Genomic DNA, 21,220 nt, shown 5'->3' with positions numbered 1-21,220 from the left:
CTGTGCGCAAAGATCGCGGCTCACGCCTTACACTTTCTGTCCTAACAGCTCCCGCGTATGCCTTGCCACATCCTCCGGTGTGATGTCTGTCTTGCGTGCGACACCCGTCTCGAGTGCTGCCTTTGCGACGGCGGCGGCGACAGTCGGGGCGACGCGCGGGTCGAGCGGGCTCGCGATGATGTTGGTCTCGTTGAGCTCGCTCTCGGGGATGAGGGACGCGATGGCACCGGCGGCGGCGATCTTCATCTCCTCGTTGATCTCCTTGGCACGGACGTCAAGGGCGCCGCGGAAGATGCCGGGGAATGCGAGGAGGTTGTTGACCTGGTTCGGGAAGTCGGAACGACCCGTGCAGACGATGCGCGCGCCCGCTTCCTTTGCCTCGTCGGGCAGGATCTCGGGGACGGGGTTTGCCATCGCCATGACGACGGGCTCCGGGCTCATGGTCTTGATCATCTCCTGCGTGAGGCTGCCGGGGGCGGAGACGCCGATGAAGATGTCCTTGCCCTTCACGACCTCGGCGAGTGTGCCGCGCTCTTTCTGGAGGTTGGAGACCTTTGCAATGCTCTCCTTGTACGGGTTCATGTTCTCGGGGCGCCCCTCGTAGATCGCACCCGTGGTGTCGCAGAGGACGACGGTGGTTGCGCCGTACGCAAAGAGGAGACGCGCGATCGCCTGTCCTGCAGCGCCTGCGCCGTTGATGACGATCCGCGCGGTGCGCAGGTCGCGCCCGAGGTACTTGTACGCGTTGAGCAGCGCGGAGACGACGACAATGGCGGTGCCGTGCTGGTCGTCGTGGAACACGGGGATGTCGAGGGTCTTCTTCAGCTCGTTTTCGATGTCAAAGCACTGGGGCGCCTTGATGTCCTCGAGGTTGATGCCGCCGTAAGTCGGGGCGATGAGCTGGCAGACCTTTACAACGTCCTCGACCTTGGGGCTGTTCACACAGACGGGGACGGAGTCGACGCCGGCGAATCCCTTAAAGAGGATGGATTTGCCCTCCATGACGGGGAGTCCTGCGCCTGCGCCGATGTTGCCGAGCCCGAGGACGGCGGTGCCGTTGGTGACGACGGCGACCATATTGCCCTTCGTCGTGTAGTCGTAGATGCTCTCGGGGTCGTCCTTGATCGCAAGGCACGGCGCCGCGACACCCGGTGTGTAGGCGCGGCTGAGATCGTCGCGCGAGGTCAGCGGGACGGTCGGGGTGACGGCGAGTTTGCCGTGGTGGCTCTTGTGGAGGTCGAGTGCTTCTGCATCAAATTTGCTTGCCATGGTGATGGACTTCCTTTCTTTCTCCTAAATTACTCTTGTTTCCCGGTGCCGGCAGTGCCCCGTGTGGGGGCGTTGCTTTGCGCTCCGCCGGAAGAGCTGCGCGCGTCGGTGCCGCTGCCGTTCTCGCGCGAGGAGGCATGGCGCCCGGTGTCCGGTGACTCTGTCGATGTGCTGCCGCCGGTGCTTCCACGCGTGCGGGTGGAGGACGATGTGTCTCCGTCCTTTCCCGATGCGGCGGAGGAACTGCCCGGCGTTCGGGATTTGGAGGATTTGCCGCCGCTCTTGGCGTCTTTGTCCTCCGCATCCTTTTTGCCGTTCTTTTCTCCGCGCGCCTCGTCGGCACTGACGGCGCGCCCGACGGAGGTGTCGCCTGCCGGGAGTTCGGTGGCGCCCGCCGGGATGGATTCCTCGTACTCGCGCACGGCGCGTTCCATGCGGCTGCGCTCGGCGGAGCTGAGGACGATGCCGAGGTTGCTCGCCATGGAGCGGCGGAGCTCCGACATATTCGGAATCCAGTAGCTCACCTCGTCGATATACATCGGGCGCCCGGGAACCATCTCGGTGCGCAGACCGTGCGCCTGGGATTCGCGCAGTGTCCCCGCGAACTCGAGGAGCTGGCGCAGGGAGAGATCGGTCTTTACGCTGTCGATGACGCTGCTGATAATGCCCGGCAGACGCGGGAGGATGGCGGGTGTGGTGATGGCGTCGACGCACGCCTTCATAAACTTTTGCTGACGCCGGACACGCCCGATGTCCCCTTCCTCGTCGCGGTAGCGCACGTAGGTGACGGCGGTTTTGCCGTCCATGTGCTGCATCCCGGGGCGCAGGTCGATGATGAGACCGCCGTCATCGTCCCACGGGTCTTCATAGTACATGCGCTTTTCCACGTTGATGTCGATGCCGCCGATGGCGTCGACGATCTTTTGAAAGGCGTGCGTGTTGATGATGACATAATGGTCGATGCGGATGCCGAGGAAATCCTCGACCGTGCGCTGTGTGAGCTTCTCGCCGCCGTAGGCATAGGCGGCGTTGATTTTATCGTAGCCGTTGCGCGGGATGGCGACGCGTGTGTCGCGCGGGATGGAGAGGAGCGCCGTCTCCTTTTTCGCCGGGTCGATGGTCGCGACCATGAGCGTGTCGCTGCGTCCCACGTCGTCCGCGCGCTCGTCGACGCCCATGATCATGATGGTCGCCTTGTCCTTGGCGGTCAGGAGCTCTTCTTTTTGCTGCGTGTCACTGCGCTTGTCGAGCAGACTGCTCTCGGCGAAGAACACGCCCGCGATCGCCGCAAGGACAAAGATGAAGATCGTACCGAGGACGACAAACGGCCAGATACGTTTCTTTGGTCTTGTCGGTCGGAGCGGAGGTGGTAATTTGCTCAATGGTTTAACTGTTCTCCTTGCACTTTCACGTCATTCTAGATTATACTACTATATAATATTCCCTTGGTATCACAATAATATATAGCAAACGGCGCCATTATGCAACCTATTTCATCAAGTATTCATAGAAGGGACGCGGTTCTCATGGGGGTTGAAATCGAGCGAAAATTTCTTGTGCGGGAGGATTTTCATCCGGATGCTGCCGGAACGCCGATCGCGCAGGGGTATCTCTCGCGCGATCCCGCACGGACGGTGCGGGTGCGCGTCGCGGGAGAGCGTGCTTATCTGACGATAAAGGGGAAAAACGTCGGTGCCGCGCGCGCGGAGTTCGAGTATGAGATCCCCGCCGCCGACGCGCGGGAATTACTCGCGCTCTGCGATGCGCCTCTTGTGGAGAAAACGCGCTGCCGGATCCCGCACGCGGGGCATCTGTGGGAGGTCGACATCTTTCACGGGGCGAACGCAGGGCTCTGCGTTGCCGAGGTGGAGCTCGGCGATGAGCAGGAGAAAATCGACCTCCCTCAGTGGATAACAAGAGAAGTTACGGGTGAAAAACGTTACTACAATTCGTCGCTGATCGCGCACCCCTATACGCTGTGGACAGCGGAGGAACGCGGTGTTCATCCACTCCGGTCTGTGGATAAGTGAGATGAGGTTCCCTACAAAATATAGGATTCAGATACTTTTCAGATTCTATATATAGGGTTATCCACTGCTTTATCCACATTATCCACAGAAATCGGAGCATCGTTCGGATTTTTTATCCACACTGTGCAAAGATATGTGGATAAAGGCGTTTTCGGGCTTTTACACAATTTTTTCCACAGACTTTTACACAGCTGGGGATAACTTATGACAATGTGTTAATTTTATGTTTTGCTCTCATCGGAAAGGTATTTTTACATATGCAAGAATGGGAAATCTGTCTGCGGCTCGTGCTCTCGTGCATCATGGGCGGCATCATCGGCTACGAGCGGCAGATGCGGCACAAATCGGCGGGTCTCAGAACGAACATGCTCGTCTCGCTCGGCTCGTGTCTCATCATGATCATGTCCGAGGCGCTCTATGACAACGTCGAGGGCAAGACGAACGCCGATCCCGCGCGGCTCGCGGCGCAGGTTGTCAGCGGTATCGGCTTCCTCGGGGCGGGCGCGATTATGAAGGAGGGGCTGACCGTCACGGGGCTGACGACGGCGGCGTGCCTTTGGGTTGTGGCGGGCGTTGGACTCGCGGTCGGCGCGGGATTTTACTTCAGCGCGACGGTGACGACGCTCATCGTGTTCCTCGTCCTCGGCAATCTCTCGCGGCTCGATGCGTGGGTGGACAGCGACCGCCTGCTCTCGCTCTCGGTGCACACGGTCGACCGCCCGGGACAGATCATGCGCATCAGCGCGTGCATCGAGGATCTGCATCTGCGCTCGCGCGGAGTGAAGGTGCATACGGACGAAGACGAGGCGCCGCAGGCGGGAGAGCGGCGCATTTACGTCAGTTTTGAGGTTTTTAACACGGAGAACATCAAACCCGCCTTTATTGTGGATGCGCTGCGGCAGGTGGACGGGGTGCTCCGCGTGGATGTGGCTTGATTGTGGAAAAGAGGAAGTACAATGATCATCACATGGGACGAGTATTTTATGGGTATCGCGATTTTCTCCGCCTATCGGAGCAAAGACCCGCACACGCAGGTCGGCGCGTGCATCGTCAACGAGGATAAGCACATTGTCGGCGTCGGCTACAACGGGATGCCGAACGGGTGCGATGACAGCGAGTACCCGTGGGGGCGGACGGGTGAGTTCGCCGATCAAAAATACCCCTACGTCGTCCACGCTGAGCTCAACGCCATCCTCAACGCGAGCACATCGCTCAAGGGCTGCCGCATCTATGTTTCGCTCTTTCCGTGCAACGAGTGCTGCAAAGCCATCATCCAGAGCGGCATCCGCGAGGTCGTCTATCTCTCCGATAAATACGCCGCCACCGACAGCACGAAGGCATCGAAGCGGATGCTCGCCTCTGCGGGCGTTGTGTGCCGGCGGATGGAGACGGATTTGACGGAGGTGCCGGTGTCGTTCACGCCGGTGGAGACGTGACGCGGGATTTTCGTTCCTAGCGTTGTCAGTTTATGCAGCAGTACGTTACGCCGCCATAGCGAGCTTGAGGGCACGGCAGCGCCGTGCCCCTACGGGGGCGGCGTGGATTGCTGCGGGTTCATAAGAAGGCACCGTCACTTGCATTCTCCTCATTCCTAGCCGTGTATCCAAACTTCCGCGTCACTTAAGTTGCGGTATTGAGAGGCGGGATTTTCGTTCCTAGCGTTGTCAGTTTATGCAGCAGTACGTTACGCCGCCATAGCGAGCTTGAGGGCACGGCAGCGCCGTGCCCCTACGGGGGCGGCGTGGATTGCTGCGGGTTCATAAGAAGGCACCGTCACTTGCATTCTCCTCATTCCTAGCCGTGTATCCAAACTTCCGCGTCACTTACGTTGCGGTGATGAGAGGTGGGATTTTTGTGCCTAGCGTCATTATTCGTCGAATCCTGCGGGGGCGCAGAGTTCCAACCCGATGTGCTGCATCTATGGAGGAAAGGAAATGGATCGAGATGCTTCGGATCGGATGCGCTGTATTTCATTGGCCGTTTACATGGCGGTGTCGTTTTATTTTGCCTTTGATTTGATATTTCTCGCTGTCTATACGCTGATTGCGTGCGGCAAGGGCGGCGCATACGGCGTCGGGGTCGCCGTTCCCGCGATTTTGGTGATCGTTCCGTTTGTTCCTATTGTCAAGGAAATCCCGTGGAGACGGCTCTGTCTCGCTGCCGGGGGCGGGGTTTTCCTCCTGTACGGCGCGGCGCTCCTTTTGGTGGAGCCGGAGCTTCTGGAAGATCGGCTGTTTGAGATTACGATTCTCGTGGTGTCGTACATCGTGATTCAACTGGTCGCGCTACTGCTTCTGCGATATTTTTTGACGGTATGGAAAAGCGCGGGCAGGGGTGAGCGTCGCCGTTTTCTGGGGCATATGGGGGCTATTCTATTATTTAGGAGGGACGCCCGTTCTTTCGAACTGGTTTTTCCGCGGCGCAGCATAATATTTATAGACGAGAAAAGCTGCCGTATTTGTCATGCGGCAGCTTTTTCATGCAGTGTTCTGTTATTTTGGGGCGGTCAATAATGTATGACGTTCTCGGCGCGCCGGATTGCACGGCGTACATCGGCGCTCTCCTCGGACGTCAGATAGGCAAGCGTCGGCGCGGGGACGAGATCGGCAAGCTCTTTCATGCGTCCCTCGCGGATGCAGGTGCGGACGCTCGATGCGCTGATGGGCGCGCCCGCATGCTCCTTGCGCGGGATGATCTCGCAGGTGATGCCCGCCTGCGGGAGGAGGCGGTGCATACTGTCGTTGTAGAGGCTCGTGACGTGACTCGCCTGCTCCGCGCCGACGAAGCGGCGCGTGATGCCGAGTGCGGCGGCAATCTCTGTAAAGACAACGAGGTCGAGCGCCGCATGTCCGCGGATCGCCTCGTCCTCATCCTTTTGAAAATAGCTCGGGAACGTCGCCTGACTGACGATGTAGGGACCGCTCGCGTGGCAGACGACATTCGGCAGATGCGCCGTGCCCGCCCGCACAAGTCGTTCACGCACGGCGCCGGGGAAAAAGCTCACGTCCTCACTGACGATAAAGACGTGCAGGAGGTCGCTGCGCGCGGCGGCGTATTCGATGAGATACTGGTGCCCGAGTGTGAAGGGATTCGCATTCAGAACGACCGCGCCGATATTCTCATACGTGCCGGCGGGTGTCTCCGCCTTCCATTTGGCAAGCATTCCGGAAAATCCGTCGGGGCGGTTCTCCATAAAGACCACGCGGTTCGGCACGCGCGCGACCTCGTAGAATCCGAGCTGCTTAAAATACGGTGCGGTCGTCGGTTTCGTATAGAGAAAGACGCTCTCGTTGCCGCGTGCCGCCTGTACGCCCATGAGGTGATCGAGCAGACGGCGCAGCATCCCCTCGCCGCGGTGTTCGGTGACGACGGCAAAACAGCGCAGGGTATTCCCCGCGCAGCTCCCCGTCGCAATGAACGTGCCGTCCGCATCGCGGATCGCGCAGGTGTAGTCCACGTGCGCGTCGAGCCGCAGCCCCTCGTGCTCTAAGAGGGCGCGCACGGCACTTATCCCCGCCGTGTCGTCCGGGGCGATATGGATGATGTTAGACATAGTGACCGCCTTTCCTATATACTCGGGTCTATTTCCCGTACGGCACGCGGAAATAGTCCATATACGCCTTGAATTTATCCTGCGCCGAAAGGCAGGTATCTATCAGATAGCCGCGTTCCGACGTCCATTCGCGCAGCCCGCGATAATAGAACATTTTTAGGTCTTCGTCGATGATAAACGGAACAATGCCGTGTCGGAGGCATTCTTTCAGCAGGATCAGCCGCCCCACGCGTCCGTTGCCGTCCTGGAACGGGTGGATCGCTTCAAACTCATAGTGAAACGCGATGAGGTCTTCGAATGTTTTTTTCTTCACGATGCGGTAGCGGCGCAGCAGCGCCCGGATGCGTTCCGGCACCTCTTCCGGCGCCGCGGTACGGCGCCCGCCGACCTCGTTGGGCAGCGTTTTGTACGCGCCCGCCGGGAACCGCCCTATGCGTGCGTCGCGGGTTCCGGTCTTGAGCGTTCGGTGGAGCGTCTTGATAAAAACTTCGCTCAGTGCGTAATTTGCCTGCTCGATGGCGAGGTCGATACAGCGGAAGTGGTTTGCCGTTTCCACGATATCGTCGACATTGACCGCTCCGGTTTCTGCGGCAATCGTGTTCGTTTCGTAAATATAACGCGTTTGGTCGTGTGTCAGGCGGCTTCCCTCGATATGATTGGAATTATAGGTAAATTCGATTTGTATCTTATGATAGATGCCGCCCTTGACGCGGTCTTTTTTTCTGCGCGCAGCACCTCCGCCAGATTCTTCGGCGTGGTTGACCTCGCATTTGCGCGCCCCGGACGCTGCGTATCCGCGGGGATGTTCCATGTCTTGCCCGTGATAAAGGCGTTTGGAATACGCCCTGCCGCACAGTAATTGCGCACGGTGCGCTCCGAGATCCCCCACTTTTTCGCCAGTTCCGCCACCGATACATACGTCATAAACTACCTCCATATTTCTTATTATAGGATATAATCGGCAAGAAAACAACGTAATACAAATGATAAAATCCGATATTTTTGCCGTTGTCGGCAATCCGGTCGCCTCGTGCGTAGACTTTTCCCCGCGAAAATGCTATAATGACCGTGGATTTTTATGAGACGAACACGAAGAGGTGACATTTTGGATTTGAATTTTGGAGAGGGCCGCGTCGTCCCGGTCAATCTCGAGCACGAGATGAAGAACTCCTACATCGACTACGCGATGAGCGTCATCGTGGCGCGCGCGCTGCCGGACGTACGCGACGGGCTAAAGCCGGTGCACCGCCGCATCCTCTACGCGATGCAGGGCTCCGGCATGACGAGCACGAAGCCGTACAAAAAATCGGCGCGTATCGTCGGTGAAGTGCTCGGTAAATATCACCCGCACGGCGACAGCTCGGTCTACGACGCCATCGTGCGCATGGCGCAGGATTTCTCCATGCGCTACATGCTCGCCGACGGACACGGCAACTTCGGCTCGGTCGACGGCGACTCCGCCGCGGCGATGCGCTACACCGAAGTGCGCATGTCGAAAATCTCGGAGCTGATGCTGCGCGACATCGATAAGGAAACGGTCGATTTCACGGACAACTACGACGGCTCGGAGAAAGAACCGACCGTCCTGCCGGCAAAGTTCCCGCAGCTCCTCGTCAACGGCACGGCGGGCATCGCGGTCGGCATGGCGACGAACATCCCGCCGCACAACATGACCGAGGTTATCAACGGCACGCTCATGCTCATCGACAACCCCGACACGACCGTCGAGGAGCTGATGGGCGTCATCAAAGGCCCCGACTTCCCGACGGCAGGACTCATCCTCGGCACGGAGGAGATCCGCAAAGCATATACCACGGGACGCGGCGTCATCAAGATGCGCGCGCGCGCCCACATCGAGACCATGTCGAACGGCAAGCCGCGCATCATCGTCACGGAGCTCCCGTATCAGGTCAACAAGGCGCGTCTCATTGAGAAAATCGCCGAGCTCGTTCGCGACAAGCAGATCGACGGCATCACGGATCTCCGCGACGAATCCGACCGCAGCGGGATGCGCATCGTCATCGAGCTGCGCCGCGACAGCGCGCCGAACGTCATCCTCAATCAACTTTACAAACACACGCAGCTCCAAGACAGCTTCGGCGTCATCATGCTCGCGCTCGTTGACGGACAGCCCGTCATCATGAATTTGCGGTCAGTCCTTGGGCATTATATTAGTCACCAAGAGACCGTCATCACGCGGCGCACCCAGTACGAGCTCGCAAAGGCGGAAGCGCGCGCCCATATCCTCGAAGGACTGACCATCGCGCTCGACCACCTCGACGCCGTGATCACGACCATCCGCGAGAGCCGCACCGCCGACATCGCGCGCACCGCGCTCATGGAGGGCTTCAAGCTCACCGAAAAACAGGCGCAGGCGATCCTCGATCTGCGTCTCCAGCGTCTCACGGGACTCGAACGCGAAAAGATCGAGCAGGAGTATCAAGAAGTCCTCGCCGCGATCGAAGAGTTCAAGAGCATCCTCGCCGACCGCAATAAAGTCCTCGCCATCATCAAAAACGAGCTCATCGAGGTGCGCGACAAGTACGGCGACGAGCGCCGCACGGAGATCACCTTCGACGCGAGCGAGATGGACATCAAAGACCTCATCGCCGAGGAGGACGTCGTCGTCACCCTCACCATGAGCAACTACATCAAGCGCATCCCGCTCGACACCTACCGCCGGCAGCGGCGCGGCGGCGTCGGGGTGAAGGGCATGGGGACGAAGGAAACGGACGTCGTGAGCGACCTCCTCATCACGACCACGCATCACGAGATCCTCTTCTTTACGAACCGCGGGCGCGCCTTTGTCCTGAAGGCGTACGAAATCCCCGAGAGCGGGCGCGCGGCGAAGGGCACGGCGATCGTCAACCTGCTCGCCGTCGAAGCGGACGAGCGCATCACCGCCGTCATTCAGGTGCGCGAGTTCAAGCCCGACCGCTTCCTCTTCCTCGGCACGCGCAAGGGCGTCGTGAAAAAGACGCCGCTCGCCGAATTTGCGAATATCCGTAAGAGCGGCCTGCGCGCCGTCAACCTCGACGAGGACGACGAGCTCATCGGCGTGAAGTTCACGGACGGCGAGAACCGCATCATGCTCGGCACGCGCCTGGGTAAGGCGATCACCTTCCCCGAGGACGGCGTGCGCTCCATGGGACGCATCGCGCGCGGCGTGCGCGGCATCACCCTCTCCGACGGGGACGAGGTCGTCGCCATGGACATCCTAAAGAGCGGTTCCGAGGTGCTCACCGTCACCGAAGGCGGCTACGGCAAGCGTACCGCGGCGGACGAGTACCGCACGCAGACGCGCGGCGGCAAGGGCCTCATCAATATGAAGGTCACGGAGAAAACGGGTCCCGTCGTCGGCATCCGCGTCGTGCGCGGCAGCCAGGAGCTGATGCTCATCACCACCGAGGGCATCGTCATCCGCACCACGGTCGACGAGATCTCCCTCATCAGCCGCAACACGCAGGGCGTCAAGCTTATGACGATCGCCGAGAACGACCGCGTCGCCTCCATGGCAACCATGAACATGACCGTCGATCCGCCGATGGAATAAGAAAATATCAAAAACCGCATAGAAAACGGAGCCGATGCACAGCGAAAATGTGCGTCGGCTCCGTTCTTTTCGTTGGGGCTCAATTTTCATTTTTTGACGAGTCGGGCGATGCCGATGATGCCGGCGACGGCACAGACGAAGGAGAATGCGGCGAACATGAGAGAGCCGTCGGTTGGCGCGACGACGAGCGGGTCGAGGAGCCTGCGGAGCGGTATATCGTGGGCGAATGAGATAAATTGCAGGATACCGAAGGATTCCGATATCGGCAAGAGCGCGAAGGGAATGGGAATGAGCGGAGCGAAGACAAAGACCGCCTCATAGGGACTGCGTCCAAGCGTGCGCAGGCGGCGGATGACGAGCGGGAGCGCAGCGATGGGATAAAGCGCCGGAGCCATGGCGAATAGGTGCATATGTGTGCCGAATGGCAGGACGCCGAGCCCTATGAGGATAAAGAATATCGGAACGCTGACGAGATATAGGGCAATTGGGACGATGATGCCCGCGGCAGTAAGGAGCAACAGCGTTTGTACGATGAACGGTCTGCGCTCGATACTGCCGTTCGTGGAAAGGAAGGCCGCGCGCATAGGCGGGAGCTTATTAGAGATAGACGGAGCCCCCCAGCGGTTCTCAGCGGGACTGCCTTTTTTGAAGAAGAGAAATGCAGCGTAGGCTGATAGGAGCGGAAGGGTGACCATAAATATGAGAACGATGAAAAAAATCGAGCCGGCGAGAATATCATTCATATCAGTCGTCAAGTGGAATCCGCCGATGTATCCGGTCGGGGTGCCGCTGATCATCACCGACAAGGTAATGCCGATGCTTAGGAGGGACGAGACGAGCGTGAGCCCAAGGATGATGAGCGAGCACGGGACGAGCGGCAGGGCGAGCCAGCCGCTGCAGTTCATATCGTGCAGGCGGCGAATGACGGCGGGGAGCGAGAGCGTCAACAGGGCGAGGCAAACGGCGATACACGCGATGAACCAAGCGCCGGTCATCATCGTCCAGAATGCGGTCGTCATATCGCGAAAGAAAAATGCCGCGACGTAGTAGATGAGAGGAATGGAGAGCACCTCTAGGAGCAGGAATATGAGGCCGGAGCCCCCGAATAGGATGCCGACGGTCAGTGCAAAATCACGCCGCGAGAGTCTGCCGCTGCGGGAAAAAAGATCAAGGGGGATATATTCTCCCTTCTTTGTGTGCCTATTGTGATTTTCGCCTTGCTGTGTGGCGGGTGTGCCGGGGGCGGCGCATACGGGGGGTGGTTCTTTCGTGAAATCGCGTATGTCGGCGGATCCGAGCGGATCGTGGCCGAACCGGTTGTCGCCCTCCGTTCCCTTTGCAAATATGAGATACAGACAGAGGATGACATCGACGAACGGGACGAGGCGGAGCAACAGGAAGAAGCCTGACAGGTTAAGGTCGTGCAGGCGGCGAATCTGGAGCATGACACTGGATACAGCGTATGTAAGTACCACGACCCCCATGAGAGCTATGATGATCCATGTGACGATTTCACTATGGCGCAAATGCGGACTGAGCAGATCTAAGACGGAGGCAAGCAGGAGCATAGCTGCGCACATGAGGCCGAAGACGGCAAGCTGCCGCTTGAAATGACGCATGCGGTTGAGACGGCCGCGCCACGCGAAGAAGTGGGCGCGGAAGCCATGGTCGATCGGGTGCATGGGAATCCTTTCATTTACGGTATCGTGAAAACATTAAAAGTTGTGCAGAGGAAAAGCAAAGGGGTGTCACACGAAACAAACTCGTGCGGCACCCCCTCGTTTCATATGATATTATTCTTTCGGCGCGGTATCTGTGCGGGCGTAGGGATTGTCGTTATGCTCCGGCACTGCGGGCGCAGTCTCGCCGTAGACATACCCCGTCATATCGAGAGGATCGGAACCGTAGTCGTTGTCGCCCTCGGTTCCCTTTTTGAAGAACAGGTAGAGCCCGAGGCCGATGTTGACGAGCGGCACGAAATTCAGGAGGCAGAAGAAGCCCGACATATTGAGATCGTGCAGACGGCGGATCATCAGCATGTAGGCGGAGACCGTGAGCGGCAGGCAGAGCAGGAAGAACAGACCATATAGACCGAGCATCGCCGCCGTAAGTGCCCCCCCGTTCTGTGCGGGCTGCGGCTGGATGCCGGCGGCGATTATAAAGAGGATCATGATGATGATGTAAAGTGCAAAGCCGATGCCGAACAGCGCAAGGTTGCGGAAGAGATAGCGTTTCCGATTGAGCCGTCCTTCATAGTTGAAGAAGTTCTCCTTGATTCCGTTGTCGATGGTGTGCATAATAGCTCCTTTCATAATACGATGATCGTATGTTTGTCATTATACCATAGAAACGTGACGCAGCTCAAATGTATTGTCGGGTGTCCTTTTGGAGCAAACGGGCGATACTGACAATACTGACGATGCAGCAGAGGACGGTGAGTGAGACGAGCGCAGCGGAGATCAGGCTCGGCACCGCATTGTGGAATGAGAGAACGGCGGCGGGGACGGCGAGCAGCGGGAAGAGGAACAGACCGATGAAGAATGCGGGCAGAGAACTTGCGGTGTTGAGGAGCCGGAATGCCCGAAGCGGCTCACCGGGGAAAGAAGCGGAGACACCGTAGACGATCGGGAGAGCCAGATTGTTATAAAACGTGAGAAAAAGCCCCGTCCCGCCGAACAGTGCGGCGAGCGTCAGGGCAAAACTGCGCCGGGACAATCGACCCGCCGTGGTGAAAAAGCGCAGGGACGATACCGTATGCATAAAGACTCCTCCCGGTGCCGCAAGCCGTTCCGAAGGCTTGCAGCATGAAAAATTTTCAATCAAATAGGTCACCCGCCTCAGTTTGCTGCGGATGACCTTTGGCGTATGGAGAATTTCTAGCCGCCGATCTCCTCGTCCTCAGAGGAGACGGCATTGCGCCCCTTTTCCTTGGAGACGTAGAGAGCGCGGTCGGCGCGGTCGATGAGGGCGCGCAGGCGATCCTTGTTCCCGTGCCATGTGGATACGCCAAAGCTCATGGTCACACCGGCGAGGGCGACCTCGAGTTTGCGGCGCAGATCCTCACAGAATGCGGCCATCGTCTCGAGATCATAGTGCAGGGCGAGCAGGATGAACTCGTCGCCGCCGTAGCGGATGAACACATGGCGGCGGTCGATCTCGTCGTGTACGGTGCGCGCGATCTTTTTGAGTACGTTATCACCCTCGAGATGCCCCTTCGTATCGTTGACCGACTTGAAATGATCCACATCAAAGATCGCAAACGAGAATTTGAATCCGCGCTCATTGGCAAGCGCAGAAAATGCATCGAAACTTTTTTGGAGTTGGAGCCGGTTATAGCAGCCCGTGAGTGCGTCCCGCACCGCCTCTTCCTGCGACTCGCGCAGCTCCTGCGATAGCTCCGTATTCTCGCGGGCGAGCTTTGCGTCGCTCAGCATTTGCTCGCGCATGAGGAAGAAGATGAACGGCAGGGTCGTATAGACGGAAAATACCGTCGTTGCGAGCATGACCGCCGTTTGATGGTACTCCCAATGATAGGCGTCGATGCCGCCGAAGATGACGAACGAGATGAGCGTCAAAGAGGCGTAGCGGCACGCGGGGTGATGCTTCCAGCTCGAACGGATCACGGCGTGGATGAGTACGAGGAACCCGACGAGCAGAACCGGATAATAGATGTAGAGGAAATTCGTATAGCCGCTCAGACCGACAATCTCGGTCAGCGATGAGACGGCAAAGACCAGGACAAAGATGCGCCAGGTCGATTGGATCCGCCCGATGAAGCGCGGCGAGACGATCTCCCGGATGACCGGGATCACGGAAAGCGGCAGGATATAAAGCGTGACGAGATGGAGCTCGCACCATAGGTGGCTCATGCCGAAGACGCGGGGAAAGAACGATGAGGTTCCCGCCGTCCATAGGATAAAGACGCCGAGGAATGTGATGAGATAGAGATGGGTCTTTCGCCTGTGTGTCGAGTCGCGCCACATGAGCCCCATGAGGAGGAGCATGATCAGCGTGACGGCAATCGACAAACTCGAGATGTAGATGGCATCCGTCGTACTGAGTTTGCGTATCAGGTTCCCCTCGTTGCCAAATGCGAGATAGCCGATGCTTCCCAGCCAGTTCGGATCGGAGCTGCGCAGCATGATGGTCAGGCGCTTGCCCGCGAGATTGCTGTCAAAGTGCACATAGTGAAACGCACGCCCGCGCGTGTCGAGCAGCGACGACCAATCGCCGTGTGTGTAGACGAGATCGTTGTCCGCGTAAACATAGGCATCCTGATTTGACGTTGTGAAAAGGATGTGATCGCCGACGAACCGTGCCGAAACCGGAATCTCAAACGAAATATAAACGGTCGTCGTTCCCTTCGGCACCTTTGGCGGCACCGGAAAATCATAAGGGTGCCAATCGTAGCGATCCGCACGGAATCCAATGACATCCTTATAGTCCGGTTCGCCCTCGATGTACGCATACTCCGCCCGGATCGAGGGATCGAGCGGTGTCTTGAGTGTATGCCATGCCGAGGCAACGATGAGTGTCAGCAATGTAACGGAAAGCAGGGTAATCCAATTGCCCCGCGGGAAAGATACAATCTTGTTCATACAGGCATCCCCCCGGCTGCCATATTCTCCCCAATAAGAACATTAATTTGATTGCAGATATATTTACATATTTTTTTCATTATAGCACAGTCCAAGCAGAAAATATATCCTTTTTATGAAAAACGCACTGCCTCTCTATTGAAGAAGGCAGTGCGTGGTAGGAGTATTCTGTACTATACGCTAAAACAAGATAGATTGATATGGTCAAAGCCGGAAAGAAATGATTTAACGCGCCGTTCAATCTCATCTGCGCCGCCCTCGGCGTTCGACTCGATATTGAGCGGCATATTCGGATCGTGCAGGGATATGCGCAGGAGTGCCCAGCCGTCCGGGAAAACGACGCGTACGCCCTCGTAGGAGGGGGCGGCAATCGAGAGACCCGCATCCCGTACGCGCTGCTCGAATGCAGCGAGAACCTTCGTGCCGTATGCTTTTACATCGTTCGCGCCTTCAATTTTGATGCGCAGCTCGCGCGCTTCCTTGGGGGCGCGCAGCGGGGCGATGAGATCCGCGAGAGTGCGCCCCTCGCTGTGCGCTTTTGCGGCGGCGATGAGGAGTTTCACCGCGAGATACGCGCCGTCGTCGAGGTAGTAGTTCTCACTGAGCGCGCCGTGCCCCGAGGTCTCAATCGCGAGCGGGGAGACCTCCCCTGCTTCATTCCGGCGGATACATTCGTTGATGACGTTCTTGTAGCCGCGCATGTAGCGGAGATGTTTGAGCCCGAGATGATTTTCGAGGAACTCGGTGAGCCCGTCGGAGGTCACGGAGTCGGTGACGATGGTGTTGCCCGGATAGTCGGGGGCGAGAATCGCCGCCATCATGGCAATGAGGGCGTTCCTGCTGATATCCGTGCCGTCTGCGAGTACGGCGCTCATGCGGTCGACATCGGTGTCGAAGATGAGCCCGAGGTCGGCGTCCGACTCGATGACGGCTTCCTTGACGGCGCGCATGGCGGCGGGATCCTCGGGGTTCGGCACGTGGTTCGGGAAACGCCCGTCCGGGTCGAGGTAGCGGCTGCCCGTCGTGTCCGCGCCGAGCGGGGTGAGGATGCGGCCGGCGAAAAAGCCGCCCGCGCCGTTGCCCGCATCGACGACGATATGCATTCCTGTGAGCGGCTGCGCACCGCCGCCGAGCGCCGTGCGGATTTTGTCCACGAGATATTCGCTGTAACGCCCGATGAGGTCAAATTTCATCACATGGTCGAGCGTACCGTGCGCCTCCTCCGCCTCCGATGCGTATGTGAGGATTTTGATGATATCCTCTTTGTCCGTGCCGCCTGCCGGGGTGAAAAATTTCAGCCCGTTGCGGTTGTACGGGAGATGGCTCGCGGTGATCATGACGGATCCGTCGGCGGCAGTATCCTCAAAGATGGTCGCCATGAACATGGCGGGCGTCGAGGCGAGTACGCAGTCGATGCCGTGTGCGCCCGTGTGGGTGATGCCCGTCAGCACGCAGTCCTTGATGGCGAGCGCGGAGATGCGCGAGTCGTGCCCGACGGCGATGCGCAGCTCGTCGGGATGCTTGCCCGTCTGCTCCGCGAGGAAGCGGATGAAGCCGGCCGCGATACGGTTCGCCGCCTCCGGGGTCAGCGTTACGGGCTCGCCCGGAACGCCGGGAACGGCGACGCCGCGGATGTCGCTGCCGTTTGCGAGCTTCATGAAGTCGGCGTGGGTTAAGGGCATGGTCATCCTCCTTGTTTATCGGTACAGTGAAGCGTGATCGCTGTGCGCCAAAGTCCCGCATCATAGCCGCAACCTGAGTGAGGCGCAAGCTTTGATGCACAGCTAGGAATGCGGAGAATATGAGCGCCGGCGTAGTTAAGAGCTACGTCAAGCGAAGTATTCGACAAATGACAACGCTGTGCGCAAAGATCGCGCCTCACGTCTATCCGAAGAATTCCTCCTCGGCAGCTATACACAGCGCATGATAGATCGGCAGATGATATTCTTGAATGACGTACGTCTCGCTTGCGGGCGCCTTGATTACGATATCCGCAAGATCGTCTGCCGCGACGCGCCCGCCGGGTGTTCCGGTGAGAGCGACCGTCGTAAGACCGAGTGCTTTTGCGATCTCAAATGCATAGATGACATTCTTTGAATTGCCCGAGGTCGTAATGCCGAGGAGTATATCCCCCTCCTTCCCCAGCCCCAATACCTGCTGCGCAAACGTCAGATCGGGCGCCTGGTCGTTTGAGAACGCCGTGCTGATGGCGAGCTGGGAAGGCAGCGAGATCGCAGGCAGTGCACCCTGTAAGTTCTGCATGAAATAATCGACGGCGCGCGGATCTTTCGCGTCACATACCGCGTGAAGCTTATCGAGCATTGCCTCATCGAGGTGGCGCGGCAGGAGGAACCCTTTCATCAGCTCGCCGACGATGTGCTCGGCGTCCGAGGCGGAGCCGCCGTTGCCGCAGACGATGAGCTTGCCGCCCGCCCGGTAGCATTCGCAGAGCGCCGTGATTGCCGCGCGGATATCGGTGCCGCATCCCTCGAGTGCGGGATAGCGTGCAATGAGCGTATCAACGGCGGCATAGGTGGATGGTTTGACCATGATGTTATGCTCCTTTATGATTCTTACTGTACCTTCTATTATAGCGGCTCGGCCGGCTTTTTCAAGAGGAGAGAGGCAACGGGGGCTTGGCGCACGCAGTGTTATATCCGGCGGCGATACGTTGTACCCGGCAGTTGCCGGGGGCGATACGCGGGGGCTTCCCGGGATCTATATGCGTGCAGCAACAGAATACGAATGTTTTGCACTGTTCAGAGGGAGGATCTCCATCGAATTTAAGGCTATTTATCTTTATTTATAGATATTTATATTTATTTTATTGAATTGATTTTTATTTATTTTCCTACAGACGGTTTTAGAGGAAAAATAAGACCGCCGTGCGAAATACAAGCGCCCGGCGGTCATTTTAGATGCAGTGATGCTGTGAAATTATAGTGTTTGGCGGCAGCTTTCCGGGGTGAAAACAAGGACGCGTGCGGCAAAGGGGCATTTTTCTTTCATGCGGGTGAATAATGTGCCCTCTTTGAGGAAGGATGCGGTTCCCGTGAGCAGAAATCCGGTGCCGGGGCCGATATATCCCTCGACTTCGCGCGCTCCGAGTGTGAGTTCGACATGGGGGTTCTCTTTGCTGTTCTTCTCGGTCTTGCGCATCCCTGCCGCCGGGATGAGGATCTGCTCCTCGTCCGTGACGATCAGGTAGCTGTTCCACGTATTCGCGATATGTGCTTCGCCGCTTGCGGAGGCGGTGCCGATGGCGACGACGCCTTCATATTTCAGGCAGTCAAAGAATTTTTCAGGAAGCATAGCGATCTCCTTTATGGATAAAACCGCCCTCGCGGGCAGTTTAGGTGCATTCTCGTTTTAGCGATTGCGATAGCGGTCGGCGATGCTGCGGGGGCTGTCGTCCATATTTATATCGGTCGGCAAGGGAGCGGAGACGCCCTGCGGACGGATGTCGGTGACGGTGGGACGCGGGGCGATGTCCTGCCTGCGCGGGGCACTGCGGTAGACGTTCTCCTCTTCTTTACGACCGCGGAAGCGGTTCCAGATCCAGCGGATCGCCATGACAGCGATAAAGACGAGAGCGACGTTTGCAAGGACGCCGAGGATGTCGGCGAGGAAGCCGCTGCCGAGCCCGAACATGGAGGCGAGCATGGAGCCGAGGAGCATTCCGCCCGCGAGGAACCCGATGCTGCGCAGGGCGTTGCCCCAGCCGGTGCCGCTCCTTGCGGCGTTTGCCGTGCCCGCCGCCGTGCCGGGCTTGGCGGCGTTCGGAGCGGTCTTGCCGAGATCATTTGCGCTCTTGGAGGGGGCGTAGCTGCCCCCGTTGCCGGAGACGGATTTGCCGCTGCCGCGCTGTGCGGGTGCCGCCTTTGGTGCGGCGGGGGCGGAGCGCGGTGCGATACGGGCGCCGCCGCGGGCTGCCTCCGCCTCTGAAATGAGGACACCCTGCACGGCGTTCGGTATGATGATCGGTGCGGCTGCGACGGTCATGGAGGTGATCATCGCGGCGGCGAGGATTTTCTTGAGGTTCATTTATGATTCTCCTTTTTTATGTAAAATTCGGTGTATGATGTTTACGTCTATTTGTCCCGCGGCGGCGCCGCTTGGCATTTGCCTTGTCAAAAAAGCGGCGCTTAAAAATCGCTGCGGCAAACGCCGCGCGGCTGAGCCCTCAAACGATTTAGGGCGGCATAACGAATCGCCGTATGAAATGACACCGCTATACGCCAAAATCCCGCAGATCAAACCGTACAGTAAGTGACGCGGAAGTCTGGATGCAGAGCAAGGAATTGAGGAAAACGCGAGGAAGGCGTAGATGAGCCCTACGTCGACGAAGCGTTTGACGAAAATGACACAGCTATGCGCCAAAATCCCGCGTCACTCCTTATAAGACTTCACATCTTCGGGAAACGCATAAATCTCCCCCACCGTATCAAGCTCTCCCGACAAATAGCGGTCGATATCGTCAACGTCAATGTAGAGTTTGCAGTCGATGTCGAGATAGCCCTGTTCGCGCCCGTCGGAGAGATCGCGGATCGCGATGAGCTTCTCGCGGAGTTTCAGCAGGTCGCTGCGCGCCGCATGGACATCCAGCCGCAGCTGCGGTACGCCGTATTCTTTGAGGACTTCTTCCATCGTCATACGCTGTGACATAGGTATCTTCCTTTCTTTCGTATGTTCAGTCTATCATATGTCGCTGAAATCAGAATGAAATGATTCCGGTTTCATTTTGTCTGCTGCTGTCTCTGCTTGAGGGAATGGAGCGCACGCTCAAGGGTGCGCTTTTCGTGCAGATAGGATTCGTAGTCGAGATCCCCGGCAGCGCCGCGCATCCGCACATTCAGTGTTGCGATTGCCGCCTCTAGGCGGCGAACTGCGCTGTCTTCAGCGGTCATAGTCCCCTGCTCCTCCTCCGTATTCATAAGTATTCGGCGGGTGCCGCGTCACAAAAGGAACGGGCGCCATTCTTCTTTTTCTGTTACTTCATAGGGGATGTGCATGGTCTCGAGAAGCACGGCGGTGCGCCGCATCGCGTCCTCAATGTCCGACTGCGCGGAGTATAATTCCTTGGCGGGATTATATACGCCCGGTGAAAAGTAATAGGTGCTGCTTTGTCGACCGTCTTTTTGTCGGATGCGGATGGACATGCTGTATTGGTCTGCCTCCGAACATCATGCGGCTCCTTTCCTTTTGTGCACGTGTGAAACATGATTGCTGCGCGTATTATAATTTCCGCGGATGCGAAAAGGGACTGCTGCACAGTTCCCTCATGCAGCAGCTCCTCATAGGCGGCGCGCCGTTAGAAGAAATATCGTTCGAGATTGTTTTGCAGCACGCCCTCATCGGAGAAGATGCCGGTGCCGAACCGCAGCACGAGGGTGTGCGGCAGCGCTGCGGCGCGGATGGTGACGGTATCGGCGGCGAGATCCCGTGAAAAGGAGATCGCTTCTTTGGGCGCGAAGTATTCCTCCCCCGCCGTTTCATTCCGAATGGCGATGCCCTCCCGATAGAGGATGATCTCGTGATGCCGGTCGGTCTTTTTGCGCAGCTCAATGACCGTGAAGATGATCATGAGGACGCTCATCAGGTTGAGCTTTCCGGCGTTCCAAAAGCCATCATGAAAAACATCTCTTTTGGGCGAACGATTCGTCCGGTCAGATTATGATACGGCGCCCGCACTGTCTTTTTTGGTGCGGATGATTTATAATATACGTTGCCATTGTTACAAAAAGATTGGAAGGAGAGGCGTCCTTTTGAAGAAAGATTTTTATGAAAACGCATGGGAAAATGCACTCATGCTCGCGGCATCCCTGCGCAGGGAGCATCGGCGGCTCGTGTTCGCGCGTACGCTTGTGTTCCCGGCGGCGGGGGCGGCGCTGATCCACGGATATGATCGCGGAGCGGCGGGAGAGATGCTGCTCGGGCTGTTCCTCGTCGTCCTCTTTGCCGTGCTCGTGGCGCGGCACGCCCGCCTGGAGAGGCGGCGGCGGTTCATGGAGGCGTATCTTTCGGTCGTGGCGGGGTATCTGGCGCGGTTCGCGGGGACGTGGAAAAGCGAGCCAGTGACGGGGGCGCAGTACCGCAAGGCGAAGCGTCCGCCCGATGCGGATCTGCACATCTTCGGTACGGCGTCGCTCTATCAGTACCTGTGCTGCGCGCGCACGCTCGCAGGGCGGGATCGGCTTGCCCGCGCGCTCACGGCGAC

Annotated in this window: 21 protein-coding genes and 2 pseudogenes; 6 read left to right on the top strand and 17 right to left on the bottom strand. The window is 58.3% G+C overall.

Annotated features, from left to right (window positions below; translation table 11 throughout):
* Positions 1 to 27 precede the first annotated feature (27 nt).
* Positions 28 to 1,269: an NADP-dependent malic enzyme gene (locus HMPREF9162_RS00105; protein ID WP_009350846.1), complete on the bottom strand. Its 1,242-nt coding sequence runs from the start codon at positions 1,267 to 1,269 to the stop codon at positions 28 to 30.
* A 29-nt stretch (positions 1,270 to 1,298) separates the two neighbouring features.
* The gene (locus tag HMPREF9162_RS00100) at positions 1,299 to 2,651 is read right to left on the bottom strand and encodes an LCP family protein (protein ID WP_009752482.1); all 1,353 of its coding nucleotides are present in this window, start codon (positions 2,649 to 2,651) and stop codon (positions 1,299 to 1,301) included.
* Between the two features lie 144 nt (positions 2,652 to 2,795).
* Here HMPREF9162_RS00100 and HMPREF9162_RS00095 point away from each other — a divergent pair, with 144 nt between their 5' ends.
* The 4 genes from HMPREF9162_RS00095 to HMPREF9162_RS00080 all read left to right on the top strand — a co-directional run bounded on the left by HMPREF9162_RS00095 (position 2,796) and on the right by HMPREF9162_RS00080 (position 5,812).
* The gene (locus tag HMPREF9162_RS00095) at positions 2,796 to 3,299 is read left to right on the top strand and encodes a CYTH domain-containing protein (protein ID WP_009437971.1); all 504 of its coding nucleotides are present in this window, start codon (positions 2,796 to 2,798) and stop codon (positions 3,297 to 3,299) included.
* Between the two features lie 257 nt (positions 3,300 to 3,556).
* A complete protein-coding gene (locus HMPREF9162_RS00090; protein ID WP_009350843.1) occupies positions 3,557 to 4,234 on the top strand; it encodes an MgtC/SapB family protein in 678 nt (225 codons plus the stop codon).
* Between the two features lie 21 nt (positions 4,235 to 4,255).
* A complete protein-coding gene (locus tag HMPREF9162_RS00085; RefSeq protein WP_009350842.1) occupies positions 4,256 to 4,735 on the top strand; it encodes a dCMP deaminase family protein in 480 nt (159 codons plus the stop codon).
* A gap of 498 nt (positions 4,736 to 5,233) precedes the next feature.
* Positions 5,234 to 5,812: a hypothetical protein gene (locus tag HMPREF9162_RS00080; RefSeq protein ID WP_009437980.1), complete on the top strand. Its 579-nt coding sequence runs from the start codon at positions 5,234 to 5,236 to the stop codon at positions 5,810 to 5,812.
* On the opposite strand, the gene citC is transcribed toward HMPREF9162_RS00080, so the two are convergent.
* The 3 genes and pseudogenes from citC to HMPREF9162_RS12910 all read right to left on the bottom strand — a co-directional run.
* Positions 5,806 to 6,852: a [citrate (pro-3S)-lyase] ligase gene (citC, locus tag HMPREF9162_RS00075; RefSeq protein WP_009437989.1), complete on the bottom strand. Its 1,047-nt coding sequence runs from the start codon at positions 6,850 to 6,852 to the stop codon at positions 5,806 to 5,808. The genes HMPREF9162_RS00080 and citC overlap by 7 nt on opposite strands.
* A 28-nt stretch (positions 6,853 to 6,880) precedes the next feature.
* Positions 6,881 to 7,663, bottom strand: a complete 783-nt coding sequence (locus HMPREF9162_RS00070; RefSeq protein WP_217490375.1) for a Fic family protein — start codon at positions 7,661 to 7,663, stop codon at positions 6,881 to 6,883.
* 41 nt (positions 7,664 to 7,704) lie between these two features.
* A pseudogene (locus tag HMPREF9162_RS12910) lies at positions 7,705 to 7,776 on the bottom strand (DNA-binding protein); the annotation flags it as partial.
* 181 nt (positions 7,777 to 7,957) lie between these two features.
* Here HMPREF9162_RS12910 and gyrA point away from each other — a divergent pair.
* Positions 7,958 to 10,405 carry a DNA gyrase subunit A gene (gene gyrA / locus HMPREF9162_RS00065; protein ID WP_009752474.1) on the top strand — a complete coding sequence of 816 codons (2,448 nt, stop codon included), beginning with the start codon at positions 7,958 to 7,960 and terminating at the stop codon, positions 10,403 to 10,405.
* Positions 10,406 to 10,491: 86 nt separating this feature from the next.
* Here the strand turns inward: gyrA and HMPREF9162_RS00060 are convergent, their stop codons facing one another.
* From HMPREF9162_RS00060 to HMPREF9162_RS00010, 12 genes are all read right to left on the bottom strand, one after another.
* Complete coding sequence (locus tag HMPREF9162_RS00060) at positions 10,492 to 12,087, bottom strand: DUF805 domain-containing protein (protein ID WP_009752489.1); 1,596 nt, start codon at positions 12,085 to 12,087, stop codon at positions 10,492 to 10,494.
* 111 nt (positions 12,088 to 12,198) lie between these two features.
* Positions 12,199 to 12,702 (bottom strand): DUF805 domain-containing protein, encoded by a 504-nt coding sequence (locus HMPREF9162_RS00055; protein WP_009437984.1) that lies wholly within the window; start codon positions 12,700 to 12,702, stop codon positions 12,199 to 12,201.
* A 64-nt stretch (positions 12,703 to 12,766) separates the two neighbouring features.
* Positions 12,767 to 13,165 (bottom strand): hypothetical protein, encoded by a 399-nt coding sequence (locus HMPREF9162_RS00050; RefSeq protein WP_009437985.1) that lies wholly within the window; start codon positions 13,163 to 13,165, stop codon positions 12,767 to 12,769.
* A 116-nt stretch (positions 13,166 to 13,281) separates the two neighbouring features.
* Positions 13,282 to 15,003 (bottom strand): GGDEF domain-containing protein, encoded by a 1,722-nt coding sequence (locus HMPREF9162_RS00045; protein ID WP_009752483.1) that lies wholly within the window; start codon positions 15,001 to 15,003, stop codon positions 13,282 to 13,284.
* A 173-nt stretch (positions 15,004 to 15,176) separates the two neighbouring features.
* Positions 15,177 to 16,685, bottom strand: coding sequence for a phosphoglucomutase (locus HMPREF9162_RS00040; protein ID WP_009437981.1), 1,509 nt, complete (start codon positions 16,683 to 16,685; stop codon positions 15,177 to 15,179).
* 202 nt (positions 16,686 to 16,887) lie between these two features.
* Entirely contained in the window at positions 16,888 to 17,553 is a 666-nt protein-coding gene (locus tag HMPREF9162_RS00035) for an SIS domain-containing protein (RefSeq protein WP_009350830.1), read from the bottom strand.
* A 387-nt stretch (positions 17,554 to 17,940) separates the two neighbouring features.
* On the bottom strand, positions 17,941 to 18,315 hold the full coding sequence (locus HMPREF9162_RS00030; RefSeq protein WP_009658827.1) for a pyridoxamine 5'-phosphate oxidase family protein: 375 nt from the start codon (positions 18,313 to 18,315) through the stop codon (positions 17,941 to 17,943).
* A 57-nt stretch (positions 18,316 to 18,372) separates the two neighbouring features.
* Positions 18,373 to 19,047 carry a hypothetical protein gene (locus HMPREF9162_RS00025; protein ID WP_009437972.1) on the bottom strand — a complete coding sequence of 225 codons (675 nt, stop codon included), beginning with the start codon at positions 19,045 to 19,047 and terminating at the stop codon, positions 18,373 to 18,375.
* A 345-nt stretch (positions 19,048 to 19,392) separates the two neighbouring features.
* Complete coding sequence (locus tag HMPREF9162_RS00020) at positions 19,393 to 19,668, bottom strand: hypothetical protein (protein WP_009437979.1); 276 nt, start codon at positions 19,666 to 19,668, stop codon at positions 19,393 to 19,395.
* Between the two features lie 71 nt (positions 19,669 to 19,739).
* Positions 19,740 to 19,910 (bottom strand): hypothetical protein, encoded by a 171-nt coding sequence (locus HMPREF9162_RS12465; protein ID WP_009437988.1) that lies wholly within the window; start codon positions 19,908 to 19,910, stop codon positions 19,740 to 19,742.
* Between the two features lie 48 nt (positions 19,911 to 19,958).
* The gene (locus tag HMPREF9162_RS00015; RefSeq protein ID WP_009437983.1) at positions 19,959 to 20,162 is read right to left on the bottom strand and encodes a hypothetical protein; all 204 of its coding nucleotides are present in this window, start codon (positions 20,160 to 20,162) and stop codon (positions 19,959 to 19,961) included.
* A gap of 152 nt (positions 20,163 to 20,314) precedes the next feature.
* A complete protein-coding gene (locus HMPREF9162_RS00010; RefSeq protein ID WP_009752490.1) occupies positions 20,315 to 20,599 on the bottom strand; it encodes a hypothetical protein in 285 nt (94 codons plus the stop codon).
* Positions 20,600 to 20,711: 112 nt separating this feature from the next.
* Here HMPREF9162_RS00010 and HMPREF9162_RS00005 point away from each other — a divergent pair.
* A pseudogene (locus tag HMPREF9162_RS00005) lies at positions 20,712 to 21,220 on the top strand (DNA mismatch repair protein MutS); the annotation flags it as partial.

It is taken from the genome of Selenomonas sp. oral taxon 137 str. F0430, from assembly GCF_000183625.1.
Lineage (GTDB): Bacteria > Bacillota > Negativicutes > Selenomonadales > Selenomonadaceae > Centipeda > Centipeda artemidis.
Note: the sequence above shows the minus strand (reverse complement) of the source record. Positions and strands in the feature narration are given on the sequence as shown.